Genomic DNA, 24333 nt, shown 5'->3' with positions numbered 1-24333 from the left:
CAGCGACTTTTATATCATACCTCTTGATTTCAGCTCGAGGTATTTGTTAATAGAATTTAACGGAAGGTCCTGTGGTTTTGTAAAGATGGATTGAATACCAAACTTCTTAAGTTCATTGCTGATCCGTATTTTCTCCTGCAGACTTTTTTTAGCCATTGTCTGCTGATAAATTTCCTCGGTATCTGTTGCATCTTTTAATGCAAATGTACTGAGCTCTGTATTTTCAAAGAAGATCACCACCAGCAAGTGCGCGTTATTTATACGTCTCAGGTAAGGCAGCATGCGTTCCAGCGCATGGTAGCTTTCAAAGTTGGTGAATAAAAAGATCAGACTTCGTCCTTTAATGACCGAACGTGTTGTTTGATACAGCAATTCATAATTCGATTCCAGCGCGTGTTCTTTTTCTTTATATAAAGCTTCTAATATATTTTTCAGCTGACGGCTACCTTTATCCGGTTTTACCAAACGGTTAATGGTATTGCTAAATGTTAACAGACCAACTTTATCGTCCTTTTTTAATGCGGTATTGCTAAGTATAAGTGCGGTGTTGATGGAATGGTCCAGCAGCGTTAAGCCATCAAAGGGCATACGCATGCTGCGGCTTTTATCAATGATGCAGAAAATCTGCTGGGATTTTTCTTCTTCGTATTGATTCACCATCAGATCACTGCGGCGGCTGGTAGCTTTCCAGTTAATGCTGCGGTAATCATCGCCACGCACGTAATTTTTTATCTGCTCAAATTCATAGCTGTGTCCGATACGTCTCAGCTTCTTTATACCATAATGATGGGATATGCGGGTAAATGTTTTTAGTTCCAGCTGTTTCATCAGCAGGATCGATGGATACACAGGAATAGTTATGTGTGTCTGTATTTCAGATCTGCGCTCAACCATACCAATAACACTTTTAATGAACAGCAAGGTATTGCCGAATGTATATTCACCGCGGGATAGCGGGCGAAGTACATAATCTATTTGTTTTTTCTCCTGGCCCTGCATGTTCATTGTAAATGAAAAATTCCGCTCCTGAAACTGATCGGGGATTTCATCATAGATGGTAAGCGTAAACGGTAAATCGCTTGTGTTCTTGATACTTAACCGAATGGTATTTTCTGAACCAAGGGATAAGATATTCGAAACTTTACGTGTACAGATAAAGGTTACGGACGGGTTAAAAATAAAGAACCCATCTGCCACTGTTGTAATAGCAAGTATAACCAGACTTATTTTTGCAACGACCAGCAGTATCGGAAAAGGGTAGGCAAGAATAAACAGTCCGATGATACTGGTTAGTACAACGTAAAACCGGTTTGTTAAGAAAGTATTTTTTATGATTGATCTCACCTCGGCACTTCTATTTTTTCAATGATTGATTTGATCACACTTTCAGTAGAGTCACCTTCCATTTCTTTTTCAGGCGTTAAAATGATTCTGTGATTTAATACCGGATACGCTACATACTGTATGTCTTCAGGGATCACAAAGTTTCTGCCCCGCATGGCAGCAATGGCTTTAGACGTTTTTAAAATAGACAACGATGCTCTGGGAGAAGCGCCCAGATACAGATCCGGGTGATTACGTGTATTGAAAACAATCTGTCCGATATAATCTAACAGATGTTCTTCAATGTGAATTTTTTCAATGTGTTCGGCAATGAAAGTCAAATCCTGATAACTTAAAACAGAAGATACTTCCTGGCTTACCTTATTGGTAAAGTCTTCCTTAAAGCGTCTTAAAATTCTTTTTTCCTCTTCTAATGTCGGGTAGCTTAATTTTATTTTAAAAATAAAGCGATCTAGCTGCGCTTCCGGAAGTTTATACGTTCCTTCCTGTTCAATCGGGTTCTGCGTAGCAATCACAAAGAACGGAAATTGCAGCGGGTGCGTAACACCATCTACTGTAATCTGTTTCTCTTCCATTACTTCGAACAACGCCGCCTGTGTTTTTGCAGGCGAACGGTTGATCTCATCAATTAACACAATGTTGGAAAAGATGGGCCCTTTATTAAATTGAAATTCTGCTGTTTTTACATTGAAAATGGTTGTGCCAACTACATCCGTCGGCATCAGATCCGGTGTGAACTGAATACGGTTGAAATGTACATCAAGTGTTTTAGCTAATGTTTTAGCTGTTACTGTTTTTGCAATACCGGGTACACCTTCAAGCAGTACATGGCCGCCGGAAAAAATACCCGCCAGCATCAGATCGATCATTTCATCCTGACCAATAATTACTTTATGAATTTCATTTTTTACACGCAAAACCATATTGTTAAGTCTGCTGTACGAATCATCCGGTGTTATTGAAAATGTATCTTCCATTAGTTTTGAATTTTTTTGTAAATGAATTGCATCTGTTGATAGAAGGTATGAAGTTCTGTTGTTTTAATATCGTGACCGGGTACGGTTAATTTTTTATAGGTGTTATGCAGTTCTGCATATTGTTCAACAGGGATACCTGACTTGTTTGCCAGCCATCCGGCAGATACCGGATCTGAAAGATTGATATGCACAGCATATTTTTGCTGAATACCGGATAAAAACAAACGCATGTTTAACTGAACCAGTTTGCGGTGATTTCCGATCTGTGCGTATAATCTGCCTGTTGTATGTACATATTCAAGGCTTGTATTTACAATAGGTTCCACAACCGGAATAATACGTTGTTTGCGTTTGCTGGTAAATACAATGTAAATAAAGGTGGTTGCTAATAACAGGTACCAGGCCCAGCGAAGTGAATCGAAAGAAAGGATGTACTTTAAATATACTTTGGGTGTATGCATGCCCTCATTGTTTGCAGAGCCCTGTGAAGCACTGATTTCGTTCCAATAGACAGGCCCCTCTGATAACACAGATAAGATATTTTTTGCATAGGCAAATCCTTGTTTTTCCTTTAGATGGAAATTGGAAAATAATACCGGACTCGTATGTATGTAAAGTTTTCCTTTTCCATAAGGAATCGAAATGAAATTGCACATCGAATCATTTACACTGGTAAGTTTGGAGCACGTGTAATGCAGATTTGCCTGTGCCGCAAAAAGACTCCATTTATACGGCATCTCAATACTGAAAAAGGATGTCTTAACGGTCTCAAAGGTAAACGTTGTATGGGTGTCAGGTAGGGGTGGTTTTAATGTTGTTTTAATTTTGGCCTGTTGAACGTGCACCGGTGCTACACCGCTAAGTTCAGGGATTTCATAGGATACCGTATCCGTGGCTGCCTGAACAGTGTCTGTCAATGTATTATTTTCAAGCGCTGCATCGTCTTCGTCGTAATCGTCTGTTTCATCATATGCTTCTACCTGCTCATAAGGAATGACTGGCAGACTGTCGCCTCCTTCCGGATAGGTAGCAAGTGAGTCAACTACCTTTTCAATGTCTGATTTTTCAACCGGCATAAAAGGAATTGATTGCGGATAGATAAGTGTGCTGGTTGCAGAATCAAATGTAAACGTGCCGCCGGCATATAATAAATACTGCATGCTATGAGGCAATTGATTGATAGAAACAAAGGCATTGTTTCCTTTTTCAATAAAGGTATAGAATGATTTTGTATCCCGGTCAGTTAAGTTCAGGGTGTTGCCGATATAAATAATCGTACCCTTTTTAACGGTATCGTCAAGAGGTAAAATTTCATCTAAGGATTTATTGATATCCTTCATATCATCCTTATATCTGTCTGCAATTAATTCTTTGATCAGATATAAGCCATACGGATCTTTCGAGGAAGTTTTATAATGCTCGTCCCAGTTAACCCTTTTTTTTGTGTAAAATAAATAGAACAGTACTGCAATGCCTGCAACAACGCCAAGTACAATCCATAACCATGTTTTTTTAGTTTGCATCTGGTCTAGGGAACTGATTGTTGAACATTGTAAACTGATCTTTTATGATACTGAAAACTGCCTCATCGGGAACATATTTTCCATACCAGGTTGTTTCATAAATGGTGGTTAACGCAGAGAAATCCGCAACGAATGGTTGAGCCGATAATTCAAGTAGGTATTTACTGTTTGTTTTATCTTTTTCCCATTTAATAAACCCGTTGAGGTGCAGCTGCTGCAGTGCCATGAGGTAATAGATCCGGATTGCATTCCGTATGTCACCTTCATGCATGTATTTGTTCAGTATTTTCTGTAAAGGCCATTCGGAAATATTTTCTTCCTGCAATTCATCTTCACTTGTAATCTGCAAGGTTTGCTTTTTAATGCGGGCATTTTTATTTACAAGGGAAGCAATTACCAATGCACAGATATAACCAATGATTCCGATGATCAGCGCAAAGCCAATATATTTAATCCCTTCGCTAACGCCTGACAGATCAGGAGCTGTATCTTTTTCTTTGCTGACCGGCTCTTTTTCTTTTGGTTTTTTGTTTGGGTCTTCTGTATAGTCAAGCCCGTTTGAAAGTTCTTCCCACTTTTGCTTATTCAGCGGCTTTTCGCTGTACGAATTGCTGTCGGCAGCTGCATGCAGTGTTAAGTATACGCTTAATAAAATTACAAACAGATATCGTATCATTCGTTCAATCATACATTATTTCCAGTTTGAATGAATTTTATTGAATAAGTTACCTGCATACTTAATTTCCTTTAAACTGAAAAACTTCCACATTGTACCATATGCACACAGCGGCAGTAAATAAAAGATACCTGCGTAAGATAAAATGCTGTAAAAAGAAATGTAGATCCAGCGTAATGTTTCAGCATCCACATCTATATTAAAGAGTACAAACTCAATAAAGAAATACGTAAATGGAGATTCAAGAAACAGATAATACAGCGACATGCAGCCGGATAACAAAACAAATAAACCAACAACTGACATATACTGCTTTTGCATATAGCTAAAGGATAACGTGATCGATTGAAAGTAATGCTGTTCTTCGATCACTGAAACGATAAGGATAATAAATAATGGAGGAGTCAGTAATATAACTGCGAAAAAGATCAGGGTTTCATTTGGCAGAAAAAACAACGTATAAATCAGCAGCGCAGTTATAAATGATTTATAATAATTCTGTAGCGAAAAGACAATAAGAGTAAACGCTTTATCTTTAACCAGACAACTGATGTTGTACGTGACAAAAAACAACAGAATAGATAAATTGAATACATGCATGGCATGAATGTAGACCGGTAAATTCGAATCCAGAAAATGCGTAAAGAAAAACCATTGTCTGTAATCAATGTCTTCGGGAAGAACTTCATGCAGCGAAACGATCAGCAAACCTGTTGAAAGTACCAGAGACACTAATTTCAACGGAGCATTCAAAAACAGATAATGATGGAACAGCGAAAATGAATTACGTATCAGTTCGGTATTGTCATCAATACTGGTAGTAGAAGGTGTTTTAAAATCTGCCGCTGAAATTTTTGTTTGTTTAATAAAGGTAGAAAAACCATTTCTGTTTTTTATGATCGGATATACAATGAAATATCCAACAATAAAAAATAAAGAAAGCAGGATAAGTGCAAATCTTACAAGATCAGGTGTTTCTGTAAAGCGGGTTAAAAAACTTTCAATAACAGCCGCGAAGATCGTAATGGGTACTGTTCCCATAAGCAGTTTAAAGCCATGCATGGCAGAGCGTTGAAAGGCTTGTAAACGGGAGTAGCTTCCGGGAAAGATCAATCCGCTGCCCATACGTATACCAGCAGCGCCGGCCAGTACCATGCCCGCCATTTCCAGCGTCCCGTGCAGCCAGATCGTTAAGGCAGATTCAATAAATAAACCCTGCTGCACAAAGAAGTATTGAAACACGCCAACCATTACACCATTGAAGAGCATAATTAAAATAGAACCGATTCCCAAAAAGAGCCCGCTTGCGAACGTTAAGAAATCTACCTTTACATTATTAATTGTAATGCCTAAAAACATATCCATATTCTTGGATTGCTTGTATACGGCCATAGGATCGCCGTTCTGAATATTTTTAAGCGTATTGTTTACATATTCATCGCCTAGAATAACACGCACAAAATTCGGGTCCTGTATGGCTGAAAAAACACCGATGGATACAGCAAGCACAAATACAAAAAAACTGATGTTTAATTCCTTTCTGGAATCCCATACAATTTTTGGTAATTCTTCTTTCCAGAAGAATACAATATCCGACCATTTTGAACGGCGGCTTTTATAAATATTGGAATAAACGGATTGAGCTAAGTTGTTCAGGTAGAGTCTTACAGACCTGTTTGGATAAAACGTACGCGCATAGGATAGATCATCACTTACCTGAATATATAAATCACTTAACTTGTCCGGATCTTTTTGTTCAGACGCTAAATGCTTTTCTAAATCTTTCCACTTTTGTTTATTTTGCTTAATAAAAAGTGATTCTTTCATTTAAAAACAAGTAAATTCATACGATAAAATCTTCCATTGAATAAAATTCCCTATTGGATGATGTATTCAATAGTATGAAATTCATTTAACAGCACAAAATAATTATAACATAAAGATACATTTTTTATGTCGAACATAGAGATACAAACCAGCCAAAATGTAGCAATTGAGTATGAAGCCGCACCGTTACGCGATCGCATAATCGGCTGCCTGCTGGACATGCTTATTCTGTCGGTAGGTGGCGGCTTTATTTCCATGGCCATATACTCCGCAACGGGCAGCGGTACACTGGCTTATTGTTTTATAGTTCCCGTAGTGGTTTTTTATAGTCTTACGCTGGAAGTATTTAATAATGGAAAGTCGCTGGGTAAAATGATGTTAGGTACACAGGTTGTACGACTGGATGGGCAGGAAACACGGCTGAATGATTTTCTGATCCGTTGGGCGTTCCGTTCGGTAGATATACTATTAAGTATGGGAAGCCTGGCAACGATCATGGTAACGATTACAAAAAGGCATCAGCGCCTGGGTGATTTTGTAGCTAATACGGTGGTAATTAAAACTAAAGCAAGTTATTTTATTACACTGGAAAGTGTTTTGAAGAAAAAAAGTGCTGAAGGCTATGTACCTGTATATCCGGATGTAACCCGCTTCTCAGAAGAGCAGATGCTTGTATTGAAAAATACGATTGACCGCTCTGTATCATACCCGAACGATGCCCATAAAGAAGCAATCATCCTGCTGAGCAAGCAGGTTGCAGCAAAAATGAATATTGCCGTGCCGCAAAAGAAACTGGAATTTCTGAAGCAGGTATTAAAAGATTACGTGATCCTTACGCGATAATAATCCGCAGGTATTTCCGTTCTCTACCATACATCCATGTATTTCCAGCAATCGTTCCGATCCATGAAAAGCAGCCTATATATCTTTGTATCTTTTTTTATCTGTCTTACCGCATCGGCACAGATTGATACCGTAAAGATTCAGGTAACCGGCTTAACCTGTTCAAGCTGTTCTAAATCTGTAGAAGAAAAAATCAGACTGATTGATTTTGTCTCCGCTGTTAAAATGAATCTTAATCTGAATGAAGCAACCATATTGGTCAACTTTTCAAAACAGGTAGATTGGGATGTACTTGCTAAAGCGGTTTATGATGCCGGTTTTTCAGTGGGCGCATTTTATGTGCCCGATTGTGAACGCGTTACTTACAATATAAACGGTAAGCAGTGTGCGTATAGCTATATTTACATTGGTGACCCACATACGTTCCGTTCAAACGGATATGTAAGGCTGGCAGGGAAGTATTTTATGGATAAAAAAACATATCATACCTGGGTAAAAAAAATACCGGATCCGTTGCCACCCATTCCTGAAACAGGCAATAAGCATTATTACTATTTCTGATGGGTAAAAAAATCGCAGCATATCTATTCCTGTGGATAATCAGTAATAATGTCGCCGGGCAGGAATTATTTCCGCATGCAGAGCCTGCATCCACAGTGCCTAAAGGTGTTTCCGGTTTGCGGTTTTTTTATGAACGCTACAACGAACAGACATCCAACCGGCTGAAAGATAGTTATCACCTCAGGTATATGTATGGCATTACATCTAAGTGGACAGTCATGGCTACGCTTGGTGTATCAAATCATCACTATTCTAAATTCCCGACTGACCTGCTGCCGTATTTTTTTAATCACCACCTCAGATCTTATCCGCCGGCAGGTTATGGCATTGAAGGTATAAACATCTATTCGAAATACCGTTTTTTTTCACTCGATAAATACCATCAGCATCTGCGGTTGGCCGTATTTGCTGAAGGCTGTAAATCCTTTATTGCACACGACGATGCAGAACCTACCCTGATGACAGACAATTCCGGCTATGGCGGCGGATTAATTTCAACATACCTGCTGGGAAGGTTTGCTACTTCTGTAACGCTGGGCTTCATACATCCGCTTATGTATAAACAGTCCGATATACAGGTGCGTTTTCAATCCGGAGACGCTACCTATATGGAGATTTCTACCGGATACCGGATCTGGCCATTAACATATCAATCCTATTCCGATCTGAATATAAATCTGTATGCGGAATTTATGTTCAAGCAATACGGCGAGGCCTATGTGGAACAGTACGGACAGCAGATTGATTTTGCCAGCTATGCACAATATAGCCCGTATACATATATGACGCTGAAAGCAAATGCCTATATAGCAGGTATGTTTGCGGTACAGTTTATAAGTAATTCAACTAGCCGTGTAGACATAGGTGTTACACTGGCATTGAAAGACCGTTCATACAATTACTGGGCGCCGATGTTTACCATGCAGTACCAGACGTACCTGTATAAAAACAAAAAAAATAAAAAATTAAACCAGGTGAAGATGTAATGGTTAAACCATCACATCTTCTTCTTTTTTCAGCTGATAATCCAGATAAAACGTTCCGAATGGAAGGAAAGACGCTACAAATGCCCATGCTGCCCGCATCATACTCCATTTAAGAAAGTAAACACCCAGCCCGATAGCAGTCATAAACAATACAAACAGCACACCGTGTGCCATACCCAGGTAACGGATACCCAGATGCACGTCCAGTTCGGTAGTTCTTTTCAGTATTGATAAGGTTAATAAGATTAAATAGGAGACACCCTCTGCAACAGCAATGTATCGGATGGTTTGGGAAAGTTTCTTTTTAGAAACCGTATTTTGATCCTGCATAATATTCAAATGAAATAGTGGAATAAAGGTATGGCTTTAAATATTGAATGCCTACATTTTTACAGTCATTCTGACTCTTATCACTGGTTTTTTTATTCAAGGAATCAAATGTGTATATTGCATGGAATATCACTCAGGTTAACCACCTTTTCTTTCCCTTATGACCATTAAATCTGTACTGAAAAAAATAGTTAAAATTGCCGCGTTTTTTTTAGTATTTCTGTTCATTCTGTGCGGGGTGTTTTTATGGATGGTCCATTTAAGTGAACCGGTCGTAGGAAATCAATCTTCCTATTTACATTTAAGGCGCGATTCCATACCCAATGGATGGGTTTCAGGAAATAACTGGTATCATAAAAATGAATATGGGTTGTATGAAATGTATCTGGAAGGGAAACCTTATGAGCGCGGATACATGCATGGTTTACTGGCAGAAGACATTGTTGTGCGCCAGGAAGATTATTTTGTGGATCGCTTAAATGCGCTGATTCCGTCACGCCTGTATCAGTTTTTCTTAAAGCAGGTTGTAGTCTGGTTAAATAAAGATCTGGATGAAAATATTTCCGAAGAATTTAAACAGGAAATTTTCGGTGTTTCCAGATTTGCCTCTCCCAGATACGATTACATAGCGCCTGCCTATCAGCGTATGCTGAACTATCACGGCGCGCACGACATCGGGCATGCCATGCAGAACATGAATCTGGTTGCCTGCTCGTCCTTTGGTGCCTGGAATGCCTATACGCCCGACAGCAGGTTACTTATTGCCCGCAATTTTGATTTTTATGCCGGAGATGATTTCGCAAAGGAGAAAATGATTTTATTTATCAAACCGGATAGCGGATATAAACTGATGATGATTACCTGGGGCGGATTTACCGGCGTTACATCCGGTATGAACGAACATGGCTTAACTGTAACGCTTAATGCGGCTCCTTCTGTATTGCCTTCTCATACGGCTACCCCAATCACGCTTATATCAAGAGAAGTATTGCAATATGCTAAAAACATTGATGAAGCCTTTAAGATTGTCGCTAAATCAAAATCGTTTGTTTCTGAGTCATTTTTAATCGGTTCTGCATGGGATCATAAAGCTGTATTAATTGAAAAGACACCGGATACAACGATCTTATTTACATCACCCAAAGACGAAATTTTATCTACCAACCATTTTCAAAGTCCTTATTTTGCAGCCGATCCGACAAATATCAGGCACATGAAGGAAAGTGCAACGGTTGACCGCTACAAACGGTTTGAACAGCTGCTGAACCAGGAGAAGCAGCATACACCGGAATCGGCCGTGAAAATTTTAAGGAACAGATTTGGCTGGAATGAATCGGATATCGGTATGTCCAATGAAAATACATTGAATCAATTGGTCGCACACCATTCCATTATATTCAGCCCGGAGAAGAAAATGATCTGGATTTCTACAAACCCGTATCAGCTGGGCGCTTACCTCTGTTATGATCTCAATAAAATATTTGCTTCTGAATACAACATCAAAAGTAATACAGCCCTATATGATACAAGCCGTACCATTCCTGCAGATTCTTTTCTCACAACAGATACGTACAAGCAATACGAATATTACAAAGTTATTCTTCAGCGTCTGCAACGCAGCAATTTCAAAACAACATTAACCGATGCGGAAATTCATGCATTTGAGATTTCCAATCCGGAATATTTTGATACCTACATACATATCGCTCAGTATTACATGCAGAAGGAGCAATACGTAAAAGCCCTGTACTATTTAAAAATAGCCGGAACAAAAGTAATACCGCGTAAAGAAGACCGCGACAAAGTGCTTACACTTACGGAAACCTGTAACAAACAGCTATGATACAGGGGATCGGTGTTGATATTGTAGATATTGCACGCATGCAGCAACGTATTGATGCCGCTTCCGGATTCAGGGAACTGGTCTTTTCACCAGCAGAAATAACGTATTGCGAATCAAAAGCAAATAAATATGAATCGTATGCGGCACGTTTTGCTGCAAAGGAAGCATTTCTGAAAGCGGTTGGCATCGGTATTGATTTCAGCATTGATCTGAATCAGATTGAAATTACAAACAACAAAGCAGGCAAGCCGTATTTTGTTTATACAAAACAGGTAGAAGCATTACTGTTAACACATATTGGGTTTGTGCCCGATGCACAGGTAAGTTTATCGCATAGCAGAGAGCAGGCTATTGCGTTTGTATTATTTAATAAAAACTAAATGGATACTTCTTTTCAAACAGAAGATCAGATAGATCAGGAACAAGCAGCAGCGTTACAGCAACAGCTACGTTATATCACGGCACATTCACCGTATTACAAACGTGTTTTTAACGAACAAGGCATTGATATTACGGCTATTCAATCCATCGCTGACTTGCAGAAACTCCCTTTCACATCAAAGGAAGATCTGAACCGGAATTATCAGGAAATGTTGTGCATTGAATCCGGACAGATTGCCGATACCGTTGTTACATCGGGCACCTTAGGTGAACCGATTCCGTTTCACTTATCAGAAAAAGATTTAGAACGCCTTGCATTAAACGAATATCTGTCGTTGTCGATTGCAGGTGTTACGGCAGCAGATAAAGTACAATTGTCTGCAACCATGGACAAATTGTTCATGGCCGGACTGGCGTATTATATGGGCTTGCGGAAAATCGGGGCAGGCATCATCCGCGTTGGCCCGGGCGCACCGGAATTGCAGTGGAACACGATCAAACGTTTTGCACCAACGGTATTTATTGGTGTGCCCTCTTTTATCATCAAGCTGCTGGATTATGCAGAAGCACATAATATCAATCCGGCTGAAACATCTGTAAAAAGAATTATCTGTATCGGAGAAGCGATTCGCAACGAAGATTTCACTTACAATAATTTAGGAAAAGGCATTGTTTCACGCTGGCCGGTATTGCTGCATTCTACTTACGCGTCAACGGAAATGAGTACTGCTTTTACAGAGTGTACTGCAGGGCAGGGCGGGCATCAGCTTACAGATTTAATTATTACAGAATTTGTAGATGAACATGATGCGCCGGTTGCAGAAGGAGAAGTAGGAGAATTGGTGATTACTACATTAGGGGTGGAATCCATGCCGTTAGTACGGTTTAAAACGGGCGACCTGTGCCGCTTTTATACCAGTCGGTGCGCATGCGGCAGACATACAAAACGTGTCGGGCCAATCGTTGGCCGTAAAAAACAGATGATCAAGTTTAAGGGCACCACCCTTTATCCGCCGGCGCTAAGTGAGATTTTAAATGAGATTTCCTGTATCCGTTCGTATTACACTGAAGTGTATCACAATGATCTCGGCCTGGATGTGATCCGCGTTCACGTGGCCTGCAGAACAGAACATGAAGAAAATGACAAGATTATAAAAGATCATTTCAAAGCTAAAATACGTGTTACACCTGAAGTGCTGTATGAATCCTTTGAACAGATAGAAAAAACAAGAAATAGCTTAAACTTCAGAAAACCAGTGGATTTTTTAGATAACCGCAAATGAGCGTTCATGGCAGGATTCTGTGGTTTTACCAGAAAGAGAGCATTTTTAAATAATGTAAAAACTGGATTTTTCAGCCAAAATCGAATTTCTTTATAAACATTCCCTGAAAATGTGGCTACAAAACCTTACTTTTGTAGATTGTTTATATAGTAATATAGTATTTTATTAATGATAACGATTGGAGACCAGATAGTAACACTAGATCAATTAAAGGGGTTTTTATATTCAAACGAACAACTTGAGATCAGTGCAGCAGCGATTGAACGAGTAAAAAGAAATCATCAGTTTTTGATACATTTTTCTACCGATAAAATCATTTATGGTATTAATACTGGATTTGGTCCGATGGCTCAATACCGCGTTAGTGATGAAGATCGTAAAACCTTACAGTATAATTTAATCCGCAGCCATTGTTCAGGTACAGGTAATGCACTTGATCCGATCTATGTTAAAGCAGCCATGATTGTTCGCTTAAACAGCTTCCTGATCGGAAAATCCGGCGTACACGAAAGTCTGATATTTCTATTGCGCGATCTGATCAACAACAATATTACGCCTGTTGTATTTGAACACGGTGGTGTTGGGGCAAGCGGTGATTTAGTGCAGCTGGCACATTTGGGACAATGTCTGATCGGCGAAGGTTCTGTGCACTACAAGGGAGAGATCCGTGAGGCTGCAGAAGTATTTGCAGAAGCAGGTATTTCACCGATAACCATTCAGATCAGAGAAGGCTTAGCCGTAATGAACGGAACTTCTTTTATGACAGGTATTGGTGTGGTGAATTTAATTCAGGCACAAAATCTTGTAAACTGGTCGGTGAACGCAGCATCATTGATCAATGAACTGATCGCTTCATACGATGATTATTTTTCTTCTGAACTGAACGATGTGAAATTACATGCCGGCCAGCGTAAAGTAGCCGCACAGATAAGAGAACGTTTAGAAGGTAGTACGCTGATCAAATCACGTGCTACGCATTTATACAAAAAAGTGGATGAAATGTATTTTGAAGATAAAGTTCAGGAATACTATTCGATCCGTTGTGTACCACAGATCGTTGGCCCTATCAGCGATACCATTGAATATGCAACAACAGTTATTGAAAATGAAGTAAACTCTGTTAACGACAATCCGGTTGTTGACGAAGCTGCCAATAATATTTATCACGGCGGTAATTTCCATGGCGATTACATTTCGCTGGAAATGGATAAAGTGAAAATTGCTATTACAAAACTTGCCATGCTGGCAGAACGTCAGGTGAATTATTTAATGAACAGCAAATTAAATAATATGCTTCCGCCGTTTTTGAATAAAGGTGTGTTAGGGTTGAATTTTGGTTTACAAGGGGTTCAGTTTACAGCTACATCAACCGTTGCAGAGTGCCAGACATTAGCAAACCCAATGTATGTACACAGCATACCAAACAATAACGACAATCAGGATATTGTAAGTATGGGTACAAACTCTGCCTTGATATGCAGCAAAGTAATTGAGAACGCATATCAGGTAATTGCCATTGAATTGATGTCTATTACACAAGCTATTGATATATTAAAATTAAACGATCGCTTATCCGTATATAACTCTTCGGTATTGGCAACGATACATACTGCGTTTGTTCCATTCACAGAAGATCAGCCTAAATACAAAGAGATACGCAACGTATTATCCAAACTTAGAATTTCTATTTCTAAAGAAACTGTTAAGTAAGCATATGTCAGCGAATTTAAAATACGCATTGGTTACAGGTGCTGCCAGAGGTATTGGAAAAGCAATTGCTGTAAAGCTGGCTTCAGACGGTTATCATGTGCTGATTAATTATAAATCAAACGATGCTGAAGCTGAAAAGACAAAATCGGCTATTGAAGAACAGGGCGGAGCTGCAACATTGATGAAGTTTGATGTATCGGATCGCACGGAAGTAAATAACGTATTAGCAGGCTGGCTGGAACAGCATCCCGATTCTGTTATCGAAGTGCTTATTAATAATGCCGGTATCCGCAACGATAATTTATTGATGTGGATGGAACCGAAGGATTGGGATGGCGTGATCGATATCAACTTAACGGGTTTTTATAATGTAACCAAAACATTGATCAACCAGATGCTGTTGAATAGATATGGCCGCATTATAAATATCGTTTCGCTATCAGGCCTAAAAGGTGTACCTGGGCAAATGAATTACTCTGCCGCAAAGGCTGGCGTAATAGGTGCTACAAAAGCTTTGGCACAGGAAGTTGGAAAGCGTGGAATCACTGTAAATGCCGTTGCTCCCGGTTATATAAAGACAGATATGACGCAGGATATAAATGAAAAAGAAGCAAAAGCACAGATACCGGCAAACCGTTTTGGCGAACCGGAAGAAGTAGCAGAGCTTGTTTCATTTCTGGCTTCTAAAAAAGCTTCGTACATAAGTGCCGAAGTAATTTCTATTAATGGCGGATTGTATTCCTGATACAATAGGAATCTTCCTGTATCAATGTTTATAGCGTTTGCCGGGTAGATAACCGAAACCGGATAAGCGGACAAATAAATTCAAATTAAATACATGGCAGCTTGGGATGGAAAATCAAAAGGATCAAAAGCGGGCTATTCATTCTTCGTTTTCATATTAAGAAGAATGGGTGTCTGGCCTACGTATATTGTATTGTACCCAGCGGCCTTTTATTATTTCATACAATTCAACCAGGCCTGGAAATCAATCTATTCGTTTCTGCGTGAACGCATGGGACTTTCACCGTTGAAAGCATTCTTCGGTGTATATCGCAACTTTTACATTTTCGGTCAGACACTCGTTGACAGAGTTATTGTAATGGCCGGGTATGGAAATTTTACCTTTACGTTTGACGGGGAAGAAAACCTGATACAAATGGTAGAAGAAGGTACAGGCGGTTTGCTGGTAAGCGCACACTTAGGAAACTGGGAGATTGCGGGACACTTATTATACCGCGTAAAGGCTAAGATTAATATTGTCATGTTTGAAGGCGAACATGAAAAAGTAAAAGAATATTTGGACCGTGTAAAAGGCGAAAAAAATATTCAGGTAATTGCTATTAAAGAAGATCTGTCGCACTTGTATGCCATAAACGATGCCTTTGAGCGTAAAGAACTGGTATGTATGCATGGCGATCGTTTCTTACCGGGCACACGCGTTGTAGAGGTTCCGTTCTTGGGTGAACCGGCCTGTTTCCCAAGTGGTCCGTTATTAATGGCTGCTAAATATAAAGTACCTGTGTCTTTTGTATTCGCTATGAAAGAACGTTCGTCTCATTATTACTTCAGTGCTACTAAAGGGGAAGTATATACGTTTGACCGGGATAAAAATACCCAGGCAGAACAATTAAAAGATGCATTTACTACGTTTGTTCAGTTAATTGAAAAAAACGTAAAAAAATACCCATACCAATGGTTTAATTATTATAATTTTTGGCAAACAGGAAAATAAAATGATGCAAACAAAAGAAACAAGATCCTCCATGAGGTTTTATCAGGAAGAAAAACACTCAGCTGTAGACGCAAAATTTGAAGCTCAAAAAATTGCTTTTGCTCCCTTTGTGTTTCAGGCTTCAATGGCTTTAAGAGATTTAGGTATTTTGAAAATCATTGAAGATTCCGGTACAGCAGGAATTACGCAGGAAGAGATTGTTGCTAAGTTAACACTATCAAACTATGGTGTGCGTGTATTGGTAGAAGCAGGGCTGGGTATGGGTTTGCTGATCATTAACGACGGAAAATATACCATTACACGGGTAGGGTATTATATATTAAATGATCCGATGACAATTGCCAATATGGACTTTGTTCAGGATATCAATTACCAGGGTTTCTTTCATTTAAAAGATTCTATTGTAAACGGTAAACCGGAAGGATTAAAAGTAATCGGGCCGCAATACGAAACGTTCTATCAGGCGCTTTCTGAATTACCGGAAAAAGAAAAACAAAGCTGGCTGGCGTTTGATCATTTCTATTCAGACGATTCATTCAGCCGGGTACTGCCGATCGTTTTCAAATTTAATCCGGCAAAAATTTTAGATGTAGGCGGCAACACCGGCAAATGGTCGTTAAGCTGCGTGCATCACAACAAAGATGTAAAAATGACCATTGCAGATCTTCCTCAGCAGATTGCGATGGCCAAAGAAAATATCAGCCAATACAAAGAAGGCGAACGTATTTCATATCATCCGCTGGATATATTAAAGCCCGAAACGAGCTTGCCTGCAGGTTATGACGTTGTCTGGATGAGTCAGTTCCTGGATTGTTTTTCTGAAGATGAAATTGTTGGCATTCTGAAAAAGGCATTAACAGCTTTAACTGATTCAGGCAAGCTGATCATTATGGAAACATTCTGGGACAGACAGAAATTTGAAGCAGCTTCTTTCTGTTTGCAGCAAACGTCTCTATACTTTACCTGCATTGCCAACGGAAACAGCCAGATGTATCATTCAGAGGTATTTATCCGCTGCGTAGAGAAGGCAGGTTTTGTCATTGAAGAAGATATTAATAATGTTGGTATCAGCCATACGGTTTTAATCTGTAAAAAGAAATAACATGGCAGCAGTTCTTCCGGATAAAAATGTGATTCAATATATTCCGCAGCGCCCGCCGATCGTTATGATCAGCACATTGGTGTCTGCAGAAAAGAATGTAACGGAAACAGAACTTGAAATACCTGCACACGGATTGTTTGTTAAAGACGGTGTGCTGCACGAACCCGGACTGATTGAAAATGTTGCGCAGACCGCAGCAGCCGGTGTTGGCTATGCGTGTACATTAACCAGCCAGCCTGTGCCGGTTGGTTTTATTGGCGCTGTTAAAAACCTGGAAATTGATTATCTGCCAAAGGTAGGAGATGTGCTTGAAACACGCGTTGAAGTACTGGAGGAAATCTTTGATATGACATTGATAAAAGGAGAGAGCTTTGTAAAAGGCAAGCGCGTGCTTACCTGTGAAATGAAAATCGTTTTGAAAAAATAATACAATGACCTTATGCCATGAAACAGATGTGTTGGTTCGGTTCAGTGAAGTTGATTCTTTACTGATTGTTTGGCATGGGCATTATGTACGTTATTTCGAAGATGCGCGCGAAGCATTCGGTTTAAAATACGGCATTCACTATCTGGATGTACACCGCGCAGGTTATTCCACACCGATTGTAAAAGTAGTGTGTGATTACAAGCGTTCGTTAAAATATGGCGATACCGCAATAGTGGAAGCTACTTACGTGGATACCGATGCAGCGAAACTTATCTTTAAATTTGTTATAAAAAACAAAGCAACCGGAGAACTTATTGCCACGGGCGAAACCGTTCAGGTGTTCCTGGATTCTAACAAAGAATTAAGCTTAACCATACCTCCGTTTCTTGTTGAATGGAAGAAAAAACACGGACTGATCTGATACATGAAAAATAACGTTTACATACTTGCTGATTCTGTTGTGACGCCATTGGGGCAGAGCACGGAAGAGAATATGGAAAAGTTATATAGCTTGCAATCTGCTATCAGAACATATACGCATCCGCAGATCGGTACTTTTTACGCGTCAAAATTTGAAGACGGAAAATCGTTTCAAATCAAAAAAGATGCAGCCGGTAAAACTAAAATAGAACGTCTGTTTATTTCCTGTATTGAAAAAGCCTTAGAACGTACGGAAATTGATGTAGAAAATGCTAACGTCTTGTTTGTATTTGCTTCAACAAAAGGAAACGTAGAATACCTGACAGACGAAACATTTGATAAAAACCGTTTACGCATCGGGATAACGGCACAAGACGTTACCGCCTATTTTAATAATCCCAATACACCTATTGTTGTATCCAACGCCTGTATCTCAGGCTTACAGGCCATTCAATACGGGTATGAAGTTTTGCAGGACAACCGTTACACACATGTAGTGGTTACAGGAGCAGATTGTTTTTCAGAATTTATTCTGTCCGGCTTTCATTCCTTCCAGGCACTTAGCCCGTTTCCATGCAAACCATTTGATAAAGCACGTGCAGGTTTATCCTTAGGAGAAGGCTGCGGCACATTGATATTAAGCAATAAAAAAACTGATGCAGCAGCTATTGAAATTCTATCGGTTGTATCTTCCAATGATGCCAATCACTTGTCTGGTCCTTCAAGAACAGGAGAAGGGTTGTCGTCTGCTATCCTTGGCGCGATAAACGAAGCCGGTATTACCGCAGAGCAGATCGACGTTATTTCAGCACACGGAACAGCAACGCTCTATAACGATGAAATGGAATCGATGGCATTTAAAACAGCAAACCTGGAAGCAAAAGCTGTTTATAGTGTAAAAGGCAATATTGGTCATACGCTGGGCGCGGCAGGTATTATTGAAACCATTTACCTGGCGCAGAGTTTACAAAATAACATGCTTGTTCCATCCATTGGTTTTACTGAAACCGGTACAAGCGTAGAATTAAATGTTACACGCCAGTCCACTCTTAAAACCATGCAGATCGGCTTGAAAACAGCGTCTGGTTTTGGCGGAGGTAACACCGCTTTACTTTTAAAGAAATAAAAAGATGGCATATATCATTTCCGGGTTTTGTCGTATAAAAGTTGAACCTTCTCAACCGGATTTTGTTTCTATTGAAACGGCAGAAGGAAAAGAGTTGGTTAAAAACGATCCTGCAGCCTTATACAGCCATCTGGGACTGGAGTATCCGAAGTATTTCAAAATGGATACGCTGAGTAAATACGGAATATTGGCAGCAGAAAAAATTATAAAAAAACGGGATATAAAAGCTGCTTATTTGGATACAGACATCGGAATTGTTATATCGAATGCTTCCGGATCGCTGGATACGGACATTGAATTTCAGAAAACTATCACCAATAAAGAGAATTTTTTCCCGAGTCCTGCTATATTTGTATATACACTCTCAAACATCGTAATGGGTGAGATCTGTATAAAGTACAAAATCAAAGGAGAAAACATGTTTTTTCTTTCTGAATCCATTCAGGCAGAACTTTTGAAAAGTTATACCGTTCAACTATTTAATAAAAAAACAATCAAGGCAGCACTTGTAGGCTGGATTGATTATTCACAGGGAAAACCGGATGTATTGCTCGTATTGGTTGAGCAAGGGCTTGGGAACAACTCTTCAGAAATTGAATTTACTGCAAGACAAATAGAATTACTATATCGATAATATGAACCAGTTAATTACTGAATTAAAAAAAGAAATCATTTCACAGCTAAATCTTCAAGACATTACCCCGGAAGATATCAAAGACAATGCACCATTATTTGTTGATGGTCTTGGTTTGGATTCCATTGATGTATTAGAATTGATCGTATTGCTTCAAAAAAAATACGGTATAAAAGTGAATGGTGCAGAAGAAGGTAAATCGGTATTTTTCTCTGTTCAATCTATGGCAGAATTCATCTACGCCAGACAGCAGCAACAGCAACAGCAACAGCAGGAACAAAAATAATCTTATTCATATAGTTTGATGTCTTCACGTGTTTTAATTTCCGGCATTGGTTCTGTTTCTTCAATTGGTCTCAATGTAACGGAGTTAACGGATTCTATTCTTGAATCAAAAACAGGTGTTTCCAGAAAAACCAGATTGGATTCTATTCTGGCGCGTGCCTTACCAACAGCACAGATACAGCTAAGTGATGCCGCATTAAAAAGCAGGGTGCCGGGTTTACCGGCTAAGCAGGTATATTCCAGAACAGCTTTATTAGGTATGATCGCCGCTTCGGAAGCCGTAGCAATGGCAGGCTTAACAAAGGAAGACTGTATACGTGCAGGCCTGGTTAATTCAACCAGTGCCGGTGGTATGGATAAAGGCGAATTTTTTTACGCAGATTTTATTCAATCTCCTTCCAAAGGAAATCTTAAATTAGCATTAACCCACGACTGTGGTGACGCCGCCGAACAAATGGCAGCCTTGCTGGGGATTGAACAATACATTACAACCATCAGTACAGCGTGTTCATCTGCAGCCAATGCAATGATTCATGCAGCACGCCTGATTAAAGCAGGCGTATGCGATATAGTTGTGGCAGGCGGTTCAGATGCCATCTGTAAATTTACCATAAACGGTTTTAATTCGCTGATGATCTTATCCGAAGAGCCTTGCAAACCCTTTGATAAAAACCGTACGGGTTTGAATTTAGGTGAAGCCGCCGGATATTTCGTACTTGAATCAGAAGCTTCGGTAACCCGCAGAGGTGTAAAACCATTAGCCGTATTATCCGGTTATGGCAATGCCTGTGATGCGTATCATCAGACGGCATCTTCGCCCAATGGAGAAGGCGCTTACCTGGCCATGATGCAGGCCATCAACGTGAGCGGTTATGCACCATCCGTGATCGATTACATCAATGCACACGGAACAGGTACACAGAATAATGACATGTCGGAGAGTGTTGCCTTGCAGCGGATCTTCCCGGCAGATCTTCCGCCGGTGAGTTCAACCAAAGCCATGACCGGCCATACCTTAGCAGCTGCAGGTGGGATAGAAGCAGTCATGTCTGTGCTGGCGATACAGAACGGATGGATGTTCCCGAATAAAAATTTCAAAGACCCCATTGAAGAGACAGGTATTATACCGGTTACAGAACTTCAGACAAATAAAACGATTAAACATATTCTCTCTAATTCCTTTGGTTTTGGGGGCAACAACTCATCTTTACTGATCTCGGCATGTTAATACAGAACGTTTATATTAATGGCTTATCAGGGGTTTCTGCTCAGCCAACGTTTGACGAATCGTATGTAGATGGAAATGTACAGACAGAAACCATTCCATACCGGAAAGTACTTGACCCGGATTATAAGCAATATTTAAACCCCACAGCGAGCAGACGCTTCAGCAGGCTCATTAAGATGTCCCTGGTAGCGGCGCAGAAAAGCATTGCTATGGCAGACGGCGTAATGCCCGAAGCAATCATTACAGGTACGGGCTTAGGTTGTCTGGAAGACACGGAGAAGTTTTTAAAAGCATTGATCGAAAACAACGAATCGATGCTTTCACCAACTGCATTTATTCAATCCACACACAATACGATCAGCGGGCAGATCGCTATGATGATCACGTGTTATTACCCGAACTATACGTATTCAAACAGATATTTCACCTTTGAGTCATCACTGCTGGATGCTGTACTGATGCTGCTGGATAAGAGCTGTAAGCATGTATTGGTAAATGCAGCAGATGAGATCATTCCTGCCGTGCATACGATCGTAAAACGCATGCATCTGTGGGACCGTGCGGAAGCTATTGCGCATAAAAATGCGTTGGCTGTAACTGCGGGAGAGGGTGTGGTAAGCATGATGCTCTCTTCGGAGAAAAAAGAATCTTCGGTAGCCGCCGTTAAAGCGCTGGAGCTGATTTATATATTACCGAAGGATACATCTATTGAAGCACACTTTAAAAAGTTTCTTGCAGAAGCTTCGTTAACAGCCGCCGATATTGATGTATTGGTATTGGGCATGAACGGCGATGCAGCAAGTGATGTGTATTATGAACCGGTTCGTAATCTGTTCAGCACGTCTACACACGTTGTATATAAACACCATTTCGGTGAATCCTTCACCGCTTCTTCGTTTGCGTACTGGTTGGGCGCACAGCTGATCCGTCATAAAAAGATAGATGCATCGGTCATTCTTTCCGATAAAGGACACCGTGCCCCTAAACGTGTGCTGCTGTACAATCAATCACACAATAAGTATCATTCATTCTGTTTGCTGACAGATGTTGACCTATAAGACATTCCGCTACCTGTTCGGGAGCTTTTTTATTGCTACTGTTCTCTACGGATCGCTGGTTTCACCACTTCCATTCTGGGTATATCCCATGGAGATTATGCTCTGGATGCTGTTCATTATCTATGCCGCGTTTCGCATGCGTGCCGGTATTTTTTTAACTTCGATCTGTTCGCTCCCCAATGCATCTAAAAAGAATATTATCCTTACGTTTGATGATGGTCCGCATCCGGTATATACGCCGCTGATTCTTGAAGCACTGAAAGCAATGCATGCAAAAGCTGTTTTCTTTTGCATCGGAAAAAACATTGTGCAGTTCCCGGAACTGGCCAAACAGATTGCTGCCGAAGGCCATATTGTAGCCAATCACAGTTATAACCATTCCAACTTTATTGGCATGTATGCGGCTAAAAAAGTAGCAGAAGAAATAGCAGCGACAGAACAGATTATTCAGCAAACCATCGGGCGTACGTATAAACTCTACCGCCCGCCTTTTGGTGTAACCAATCCAAACATAGCTAAAGCTGTACAACGCTTGTCTATGCACTCCATAGGCTGGAATAAACGCTCGTTTGATACGGTAAGCAAATCAACAGAAAAAGTGCTGAACCGCATTAAGCCAAATCTGAAAAACGGGGACATTATCTTGTTGCACGATACAAATGCACATACACCGGTGATTTTGGCTGAGTTTTTGTTGTTTGCCAATGCGAATGGGTTTATTTTTGAGCTTAATGACATACTCGATTTAAATAATTTAGATGAATAGTTTCAGAAAATATATTGGTATTGCCGTTTTTGTACTGCTGTGCTGTTCCATGGCCGGACAAACTGATCCATATGTGGCAATGAAAGATGTGGCTGGCTTCAAAACAAAACTTAACCAGAAAAATACATCAATCACTTCCATGACCTGTGATTTTGTACAGGAAAAGAGTTTGTCTTTTATGGCTCAGAAAGTGATCTCTAAAGGGAACATGAAATATAAAAAGCCGGATATGATGAAGCTGGAATATACAACGCCCTTTGTCTATATCATGTCTTTGTATAAAGGTAAAGTACTGATTAAAGACAATGGTAAGGTTAGCAAATACGATTCAAAGACCAATAAATTATTTAAATACGTTAACGATCTTATGATCAAAGCGGTTCAGGGAAATGTGCTGGACAGCAAAGAATTTTCTATTGCATTCAAAGAGAACAGCAAATTTTTTCTGATGGAGATGACACCGATTGATGTAACAATGAAACAGTATGTTACAAAGGTGAATGTGTACGTGAATAAAACGGATTATGGAGTAATGAAAGTTGAAATGACCGAAAAGTCGGGCGACTATACACTAATCACGTTTGTAAACCGGGTATATAATGTTGCGTTGAAAGATGAAGAATTCCTGGTTCAGTAATGTTGTATGGAGCAGCATTCTTCTTATTATGCTATCCGCATGTTCCAAACATACCTACAAACACGCCGCTGTTGCCGGCGGTTTTGAAGGGGTTATGCAATCACCCTTTTTTGAACAGGATTCCATACATTATTTCAAAACCAGCATTGATACATACGGCAAAGCCTTAAGCGGTATTCTGGCGGTTAAAAAACAATCGGGCGACACGCTTAAAGTTTCGTTTTTTACTGAAATGGGTGTTTCGTTTTTTGATGCCTATGTAACACATGATTCGTATCAGCTGATTCGCTGCATCTCTCAGCTGGATTCAAAGCCGGTTATGAATACCATTATCGAAGACATACGCTGGGTTGTTTTATTTAATAAGAATCAATTATCCGATCCGGTACAGATAAAAAGCGCTTCAAATCAGCAAACAGTACGGTTTAACTACCAGGGCGCGTATATTTTTGCTGAATTGGCAAAAGATAATTACCCGTATAAGATTACCTATGTGTATGGTTCAAAATATAAGCGTAAATTTGAAGTAAAATATGCAACGCTTGAAAATTTAACCGCCAGTCAGATTTTTGTGGAGCATTTCAACTTTGATTTAAAAATTCAACTAACCGCCCTTTCTTTTACCCAATAA

Annotated in this window: 26 protein-coding genes; 20 read left to right on the top strand and 6 right to left on the bottom strand. The window is 39.9% G+C overall.

What is annotated here, in order from left to right; all coding sequences use genetic code 11:
- Positions 1–9: 9 nt before the first annotated feature.
- Genes CHU_RS10425 through CHU_RS19205 form a run of 5 tightly spaced genes read right to left on the bottom strand, consistent with a single transcriptional unit; the run spans position 10 to position 6347 of the window.
- Positions 10–1344 carry a DUF58 domain-containing protein gene (locus CHU_RS10425; protein WP_011585517.1) on the bottom strand — a complete coding sequence of 445 codons (1335 nt, stop codon included), beginning with the start codon at positions 1342–1344 and terminating at the stop codon, positions 10–12.
- Entirely contained in the window at positions 1341–2321 is a 981-nt protein-coding gene (locus CHU_RS10420) for an AAA family ATPase (RefSeq protein WP_011585516.1), read from the bottom strand. The genes CHU_RS10425 and CHU_RS10420 overlap by 4 nt, the downstream gene beginning before the upstream one ends.
- Entirely contained in the window at positions 2321–3844 is a 1524-nt protein-coding gene (locus CHU_RS10415) for a DUF4350 domain-containing protein (protein WP_011585515.1), read from the bottom strand. Before CHU_RS10415 ends, CHU_RS10420 begins: the two co-directional genes overlap by 1 nt.
- Positions 3834–4520, bottom strand: coding sequence for a hypothetical protein (locus tag CHU_RS18895; protein WP_187148214.1), 687 nt, complete (start codon positions 4518–4520; stop codon positions 3834–3836). Before CHU_RS18895 ends, CHU_RS10415 begins: the two co-directional genes overlap by 11 nt.
- A gap of 15 nt (positions 4521–4535) precedes the next feature.
- On the bottom strand, positions 4536–6347 hold the full coding sequence (locus CHU_RS19205; protein ID WP_011585513.1) for a stage II sporulation protein M: 1812 nt from the start codon (positions 6345–6347) through the stop codon (positions 4536–4538).
- Between the two features lie 126 nt (positions 6348–6473).
- Between CHU_RS19205 and CHU_RS10400 the strand changes: the two genes are divergently transcribed.
- The 3 genes from CHU_RS10400 to CHU_RS10390 all read left to right on the top strand — a co-directional run bounded on the left by CHU_RS10400 (position 6474) and on the right by CHU_RS10390 (position 8737).
- Positions 6474–7190: an RDD family protein gene (locus CHU_RS10400; RefSeq protein ID WP_011585512.1), complete on the top strand. Its 717-nt coding sequence runs from the start codon at positions 6474–6476 to the stop codon at positions 7188–7190.
- 63 nt (positions 7191–7253) lie between these two features.
- Positions 7254–7751, top strand: a complete 498-nt coding sequence (locus tag CHU_RS10395) for a heavy-metal-associated domain-containing protein (protein WP_143144189.1) — start codon at positions 7254–7256, stop codon at positions 7749–7751.
- Positions 7751–8737 (top strand): hypothetical protein, encoded by a 987-nt coding sequence (locus CHU_RS10390; RefSeq protein ID WP_011585510.1) that lies wholly within the window; start codon positions 7751–7753, stop codon positions 8735–8737. Before CHU_RS10395 ends, CHU_RS10390 begins: the two co-directional genes overlap by 1 nt.
- 3 nt (positions 8738–8740) lie before the next feature.
- Here CHU_RS10390 and CHU_RS10385 read toward each other — a convergent pair whose 3' ends face one another.
- Positions 8741–9067: a DUF3817 domain-containing protein gene (locus CHU_RS10385; protein WP_049755527.1), complete on the bottom strand. Its 327-nt coding sequence runs from the start codon at positions 9065–9067 to the stop codon at positions 8741–8743.
- Positions 9068–9227: 160 nt separating this feature from the next.
- Here CHU_RS10385 and CHU_RS10380 point away from each other — a divergent pair, with 160 nt between their 5' ends.
- From CHU_RS10380 to CHU_RS10300, 17 genes are all read left to right on the top strand, one after another.
- Entirely contained in the window at positions 9228–10910 is a 1683-nt protein-coding gene (locus tag CHU_RS10380; RefSeq protein ID WP_011585507.1) for a C45 family autoproteolytic acyltransferase/hydolase, read from the top strand.
- On the top strand, positions 10907–11290 hold the full coding sequence (acpS, locus tag CHU_RS19350; protein ID WP_011585506.1) for a holo-ACP synthase: 384 nt from the start codon (positions 10907–10909) through the stop codon (positions 11288–11290). The genes CHU_RS10380 and acpS overlap by 4 nt, the downstream gene beginning before the upstream one ends.
- Entirely contained in the window at positions 11291–12574 is a 1284-nt protein-coding gene (locus CHU_RS10370) for a phenylacetate--CoA ligase family protein (RefSeq protein WP_011585505.1), read from the top strand. It begins immediately after the preceding gene.
- A 168-nt stretch (positions 12575–12742) separates the two neighbouring features.
- Positions 12743–14284: an HAL/PAL/TAL family ammonia-lyase gene (gene hutH, locus CHU_RS10365; protein WP_011585504.1), complete on the top strand. Its 1542-nt coding sequence runs from the start codon at positions 12743–12745 to the stop codon at positions 14282–14284.
- A 4-nt stretch (positions 14285–14288) separates the two neighbouring features.
- A complete protein-coding gene (gene fabG, locus CHU_RS10360) occupies positions 14289–15029 on the top strand; it encodes a 3-oxoacyl-ACP reductase FabG (protein ID WP_011585503.1) in 741 nt (246 codons plus the stop codon).
- Positions 15030–15122: 93 nt separating this feature from the next.
- Positions 15123–16019 carry an acyltransferase gene (locus CHU_RS10355; protein ID WP_011585502.1) on the top strand — a complete coding sequence of 299 codons (897 nt, stop codon included), beginning with the start codon at positions 15123–15125 and terminating at the stop codon, positions 16017–16019.
- A gap of 1 nt (position 16020) precedes the next feature.
- Positions 16021–17121, top strand: a complete 1101-nt coding sequence (locus CHU_RS10350) for a methyltransferase (protein ID WP_238379255.1) — start codon at positions 16021–16023, stop codon at positions 17119–17121.
- Between the two features lies 1 nt (position 17122).
- A complete protein-coding gene (locus tag CHU_RS10345; RefSeq protein ID WP_041932334.1) occupies positions 17123–17548 on the top strand; it encodes a 3-hydroxyacyl-ACP dehydratase in 426 nt (141 codons plus the stop codon).
- 4 nt (positions 17549–17552) lie between these two features.
- The gene (locus CHU_RS10340; RefSeq protein WP_011585499.1) at positions 17553–17969 is read left to right on the top strand and encodes an acyl-CoA thioesterase; all 417 of its coding nucleotides are present in this window, start codon (positions 17553–17555) and stop codon (positions 17967–17969) included.
- 3 nt (positions 17970–17972) lie between these two features.
- Complete coding sequence (locus CHU_RS10335; RefSeq protein WP_011585498.1) at positions 17973–19094, top strand: beta-ketoacyl-[acyl-carrier-protein] synthase family protein; 1122 nt, start codon at positions 17973–17975, stop codon at positions 19092–19094.
- Between the two features lie 4 nt (positions 19095–19098).
- The gene (locus CHU_RS10330; RefSeq protein ID WP_011585497.1) at positions 19099–19728 is read left to right on the top strand and encodes a hypothetical protein; all 630 of its coding nucleotides are present in this window, start codon (positions 19099–19101) and stop codon (positions 19726–19728) included.
- A gap of 1 nt (position 19729) precedes the next feature.
- Positions 19730–20014 carry a phosphopantetheine-binding protein gene (locus CHU_RS10325; protein ID WP_011585496.1) on the top strand — a complete coding sequence of 95 codons (285 nt, stop codon included), beginning with the start codon at positions 19730–19732 and terminating at the stop codon, positions 20012–20014.
- Between the two features lie 18 nt (positions 20015–20032).
- Positions 20033–21241 carry a beta-ketoacyl-[acyl-carrier-protein] synthase family protein gene (locus CHU_RS10320; RefSeq protein ID WP_011585495.1) on the top strand — a complete coding sequence of 403 codons (1209 nt, stop codon included), beginning with the start codon at positions 20033–20035 and terminating at the stop codon, positions 21239–21241.
- On the top strand, positions 21235–22299 hold the full coding sequence (locus tag CHU_RS10315; protein WP_011585494.1) for a beta-ketoacyl synthase chain length factor: 1065 nt from the start codon (positions 21235–21237) through the stop codon (positions 22297–22299). Before CHU_RS10320 ends, CHU_RS10315 begins: the two co-directional genes overlap by 7 nt.
- Positions 22286–23065: a polysaccharide deacetylase family protein gene (locus tag CHU_RS10310; protein ID WP_011585493.1), complete on the top strand. Its 780-nt coding sequence runs from the start codon at positions 22286–22288 to the stop codon at positions 23063–23065. The genes CHU_RS10315 and CHU_RS10310 overlap by 14 nt, the downstream gene beginning before the upstream one ends.
- The gene (locus CHU_RS10305; RefSeq protein ID WP_011585492.1) at positions 23058–23702 is read left to right on the top strand and encodes a LolA family protein; all 645 of its coding nucleotides are present in this window, start codon (positions 23058–23060) and stop codon (positions 23700–23702) included. Before CHU_RS10310 ends, CHU_RS10305 begins: the two co-directional genes overlap by 8 nt.
- Complete coding sequence (locus tag CHU_RS10300) at positions 23680–24333, top strand: hypothetical protein (protein WP_011585491.1); 654 nt, start codon at positions 23680–23682, stop codon at positions 24331–24333. The genes CHU_RS10305 and CHU_RS10300 overlap by 23 nt, the downstream gene beginning before the upstream one ends.

The organism is Cytophaga hutchinsonii ATCC 33406 (genome assembly GCF_000014145.1).
GTDB lineage: Bacteria > Bacteroidota > Bacteroidia > Cytophagales > Cytophagaceae > Cytophaga > Cytophaga hutchinsonii.
This window is presented reverse-complemented; position numbering and strand designations above follow the sequence as displayed.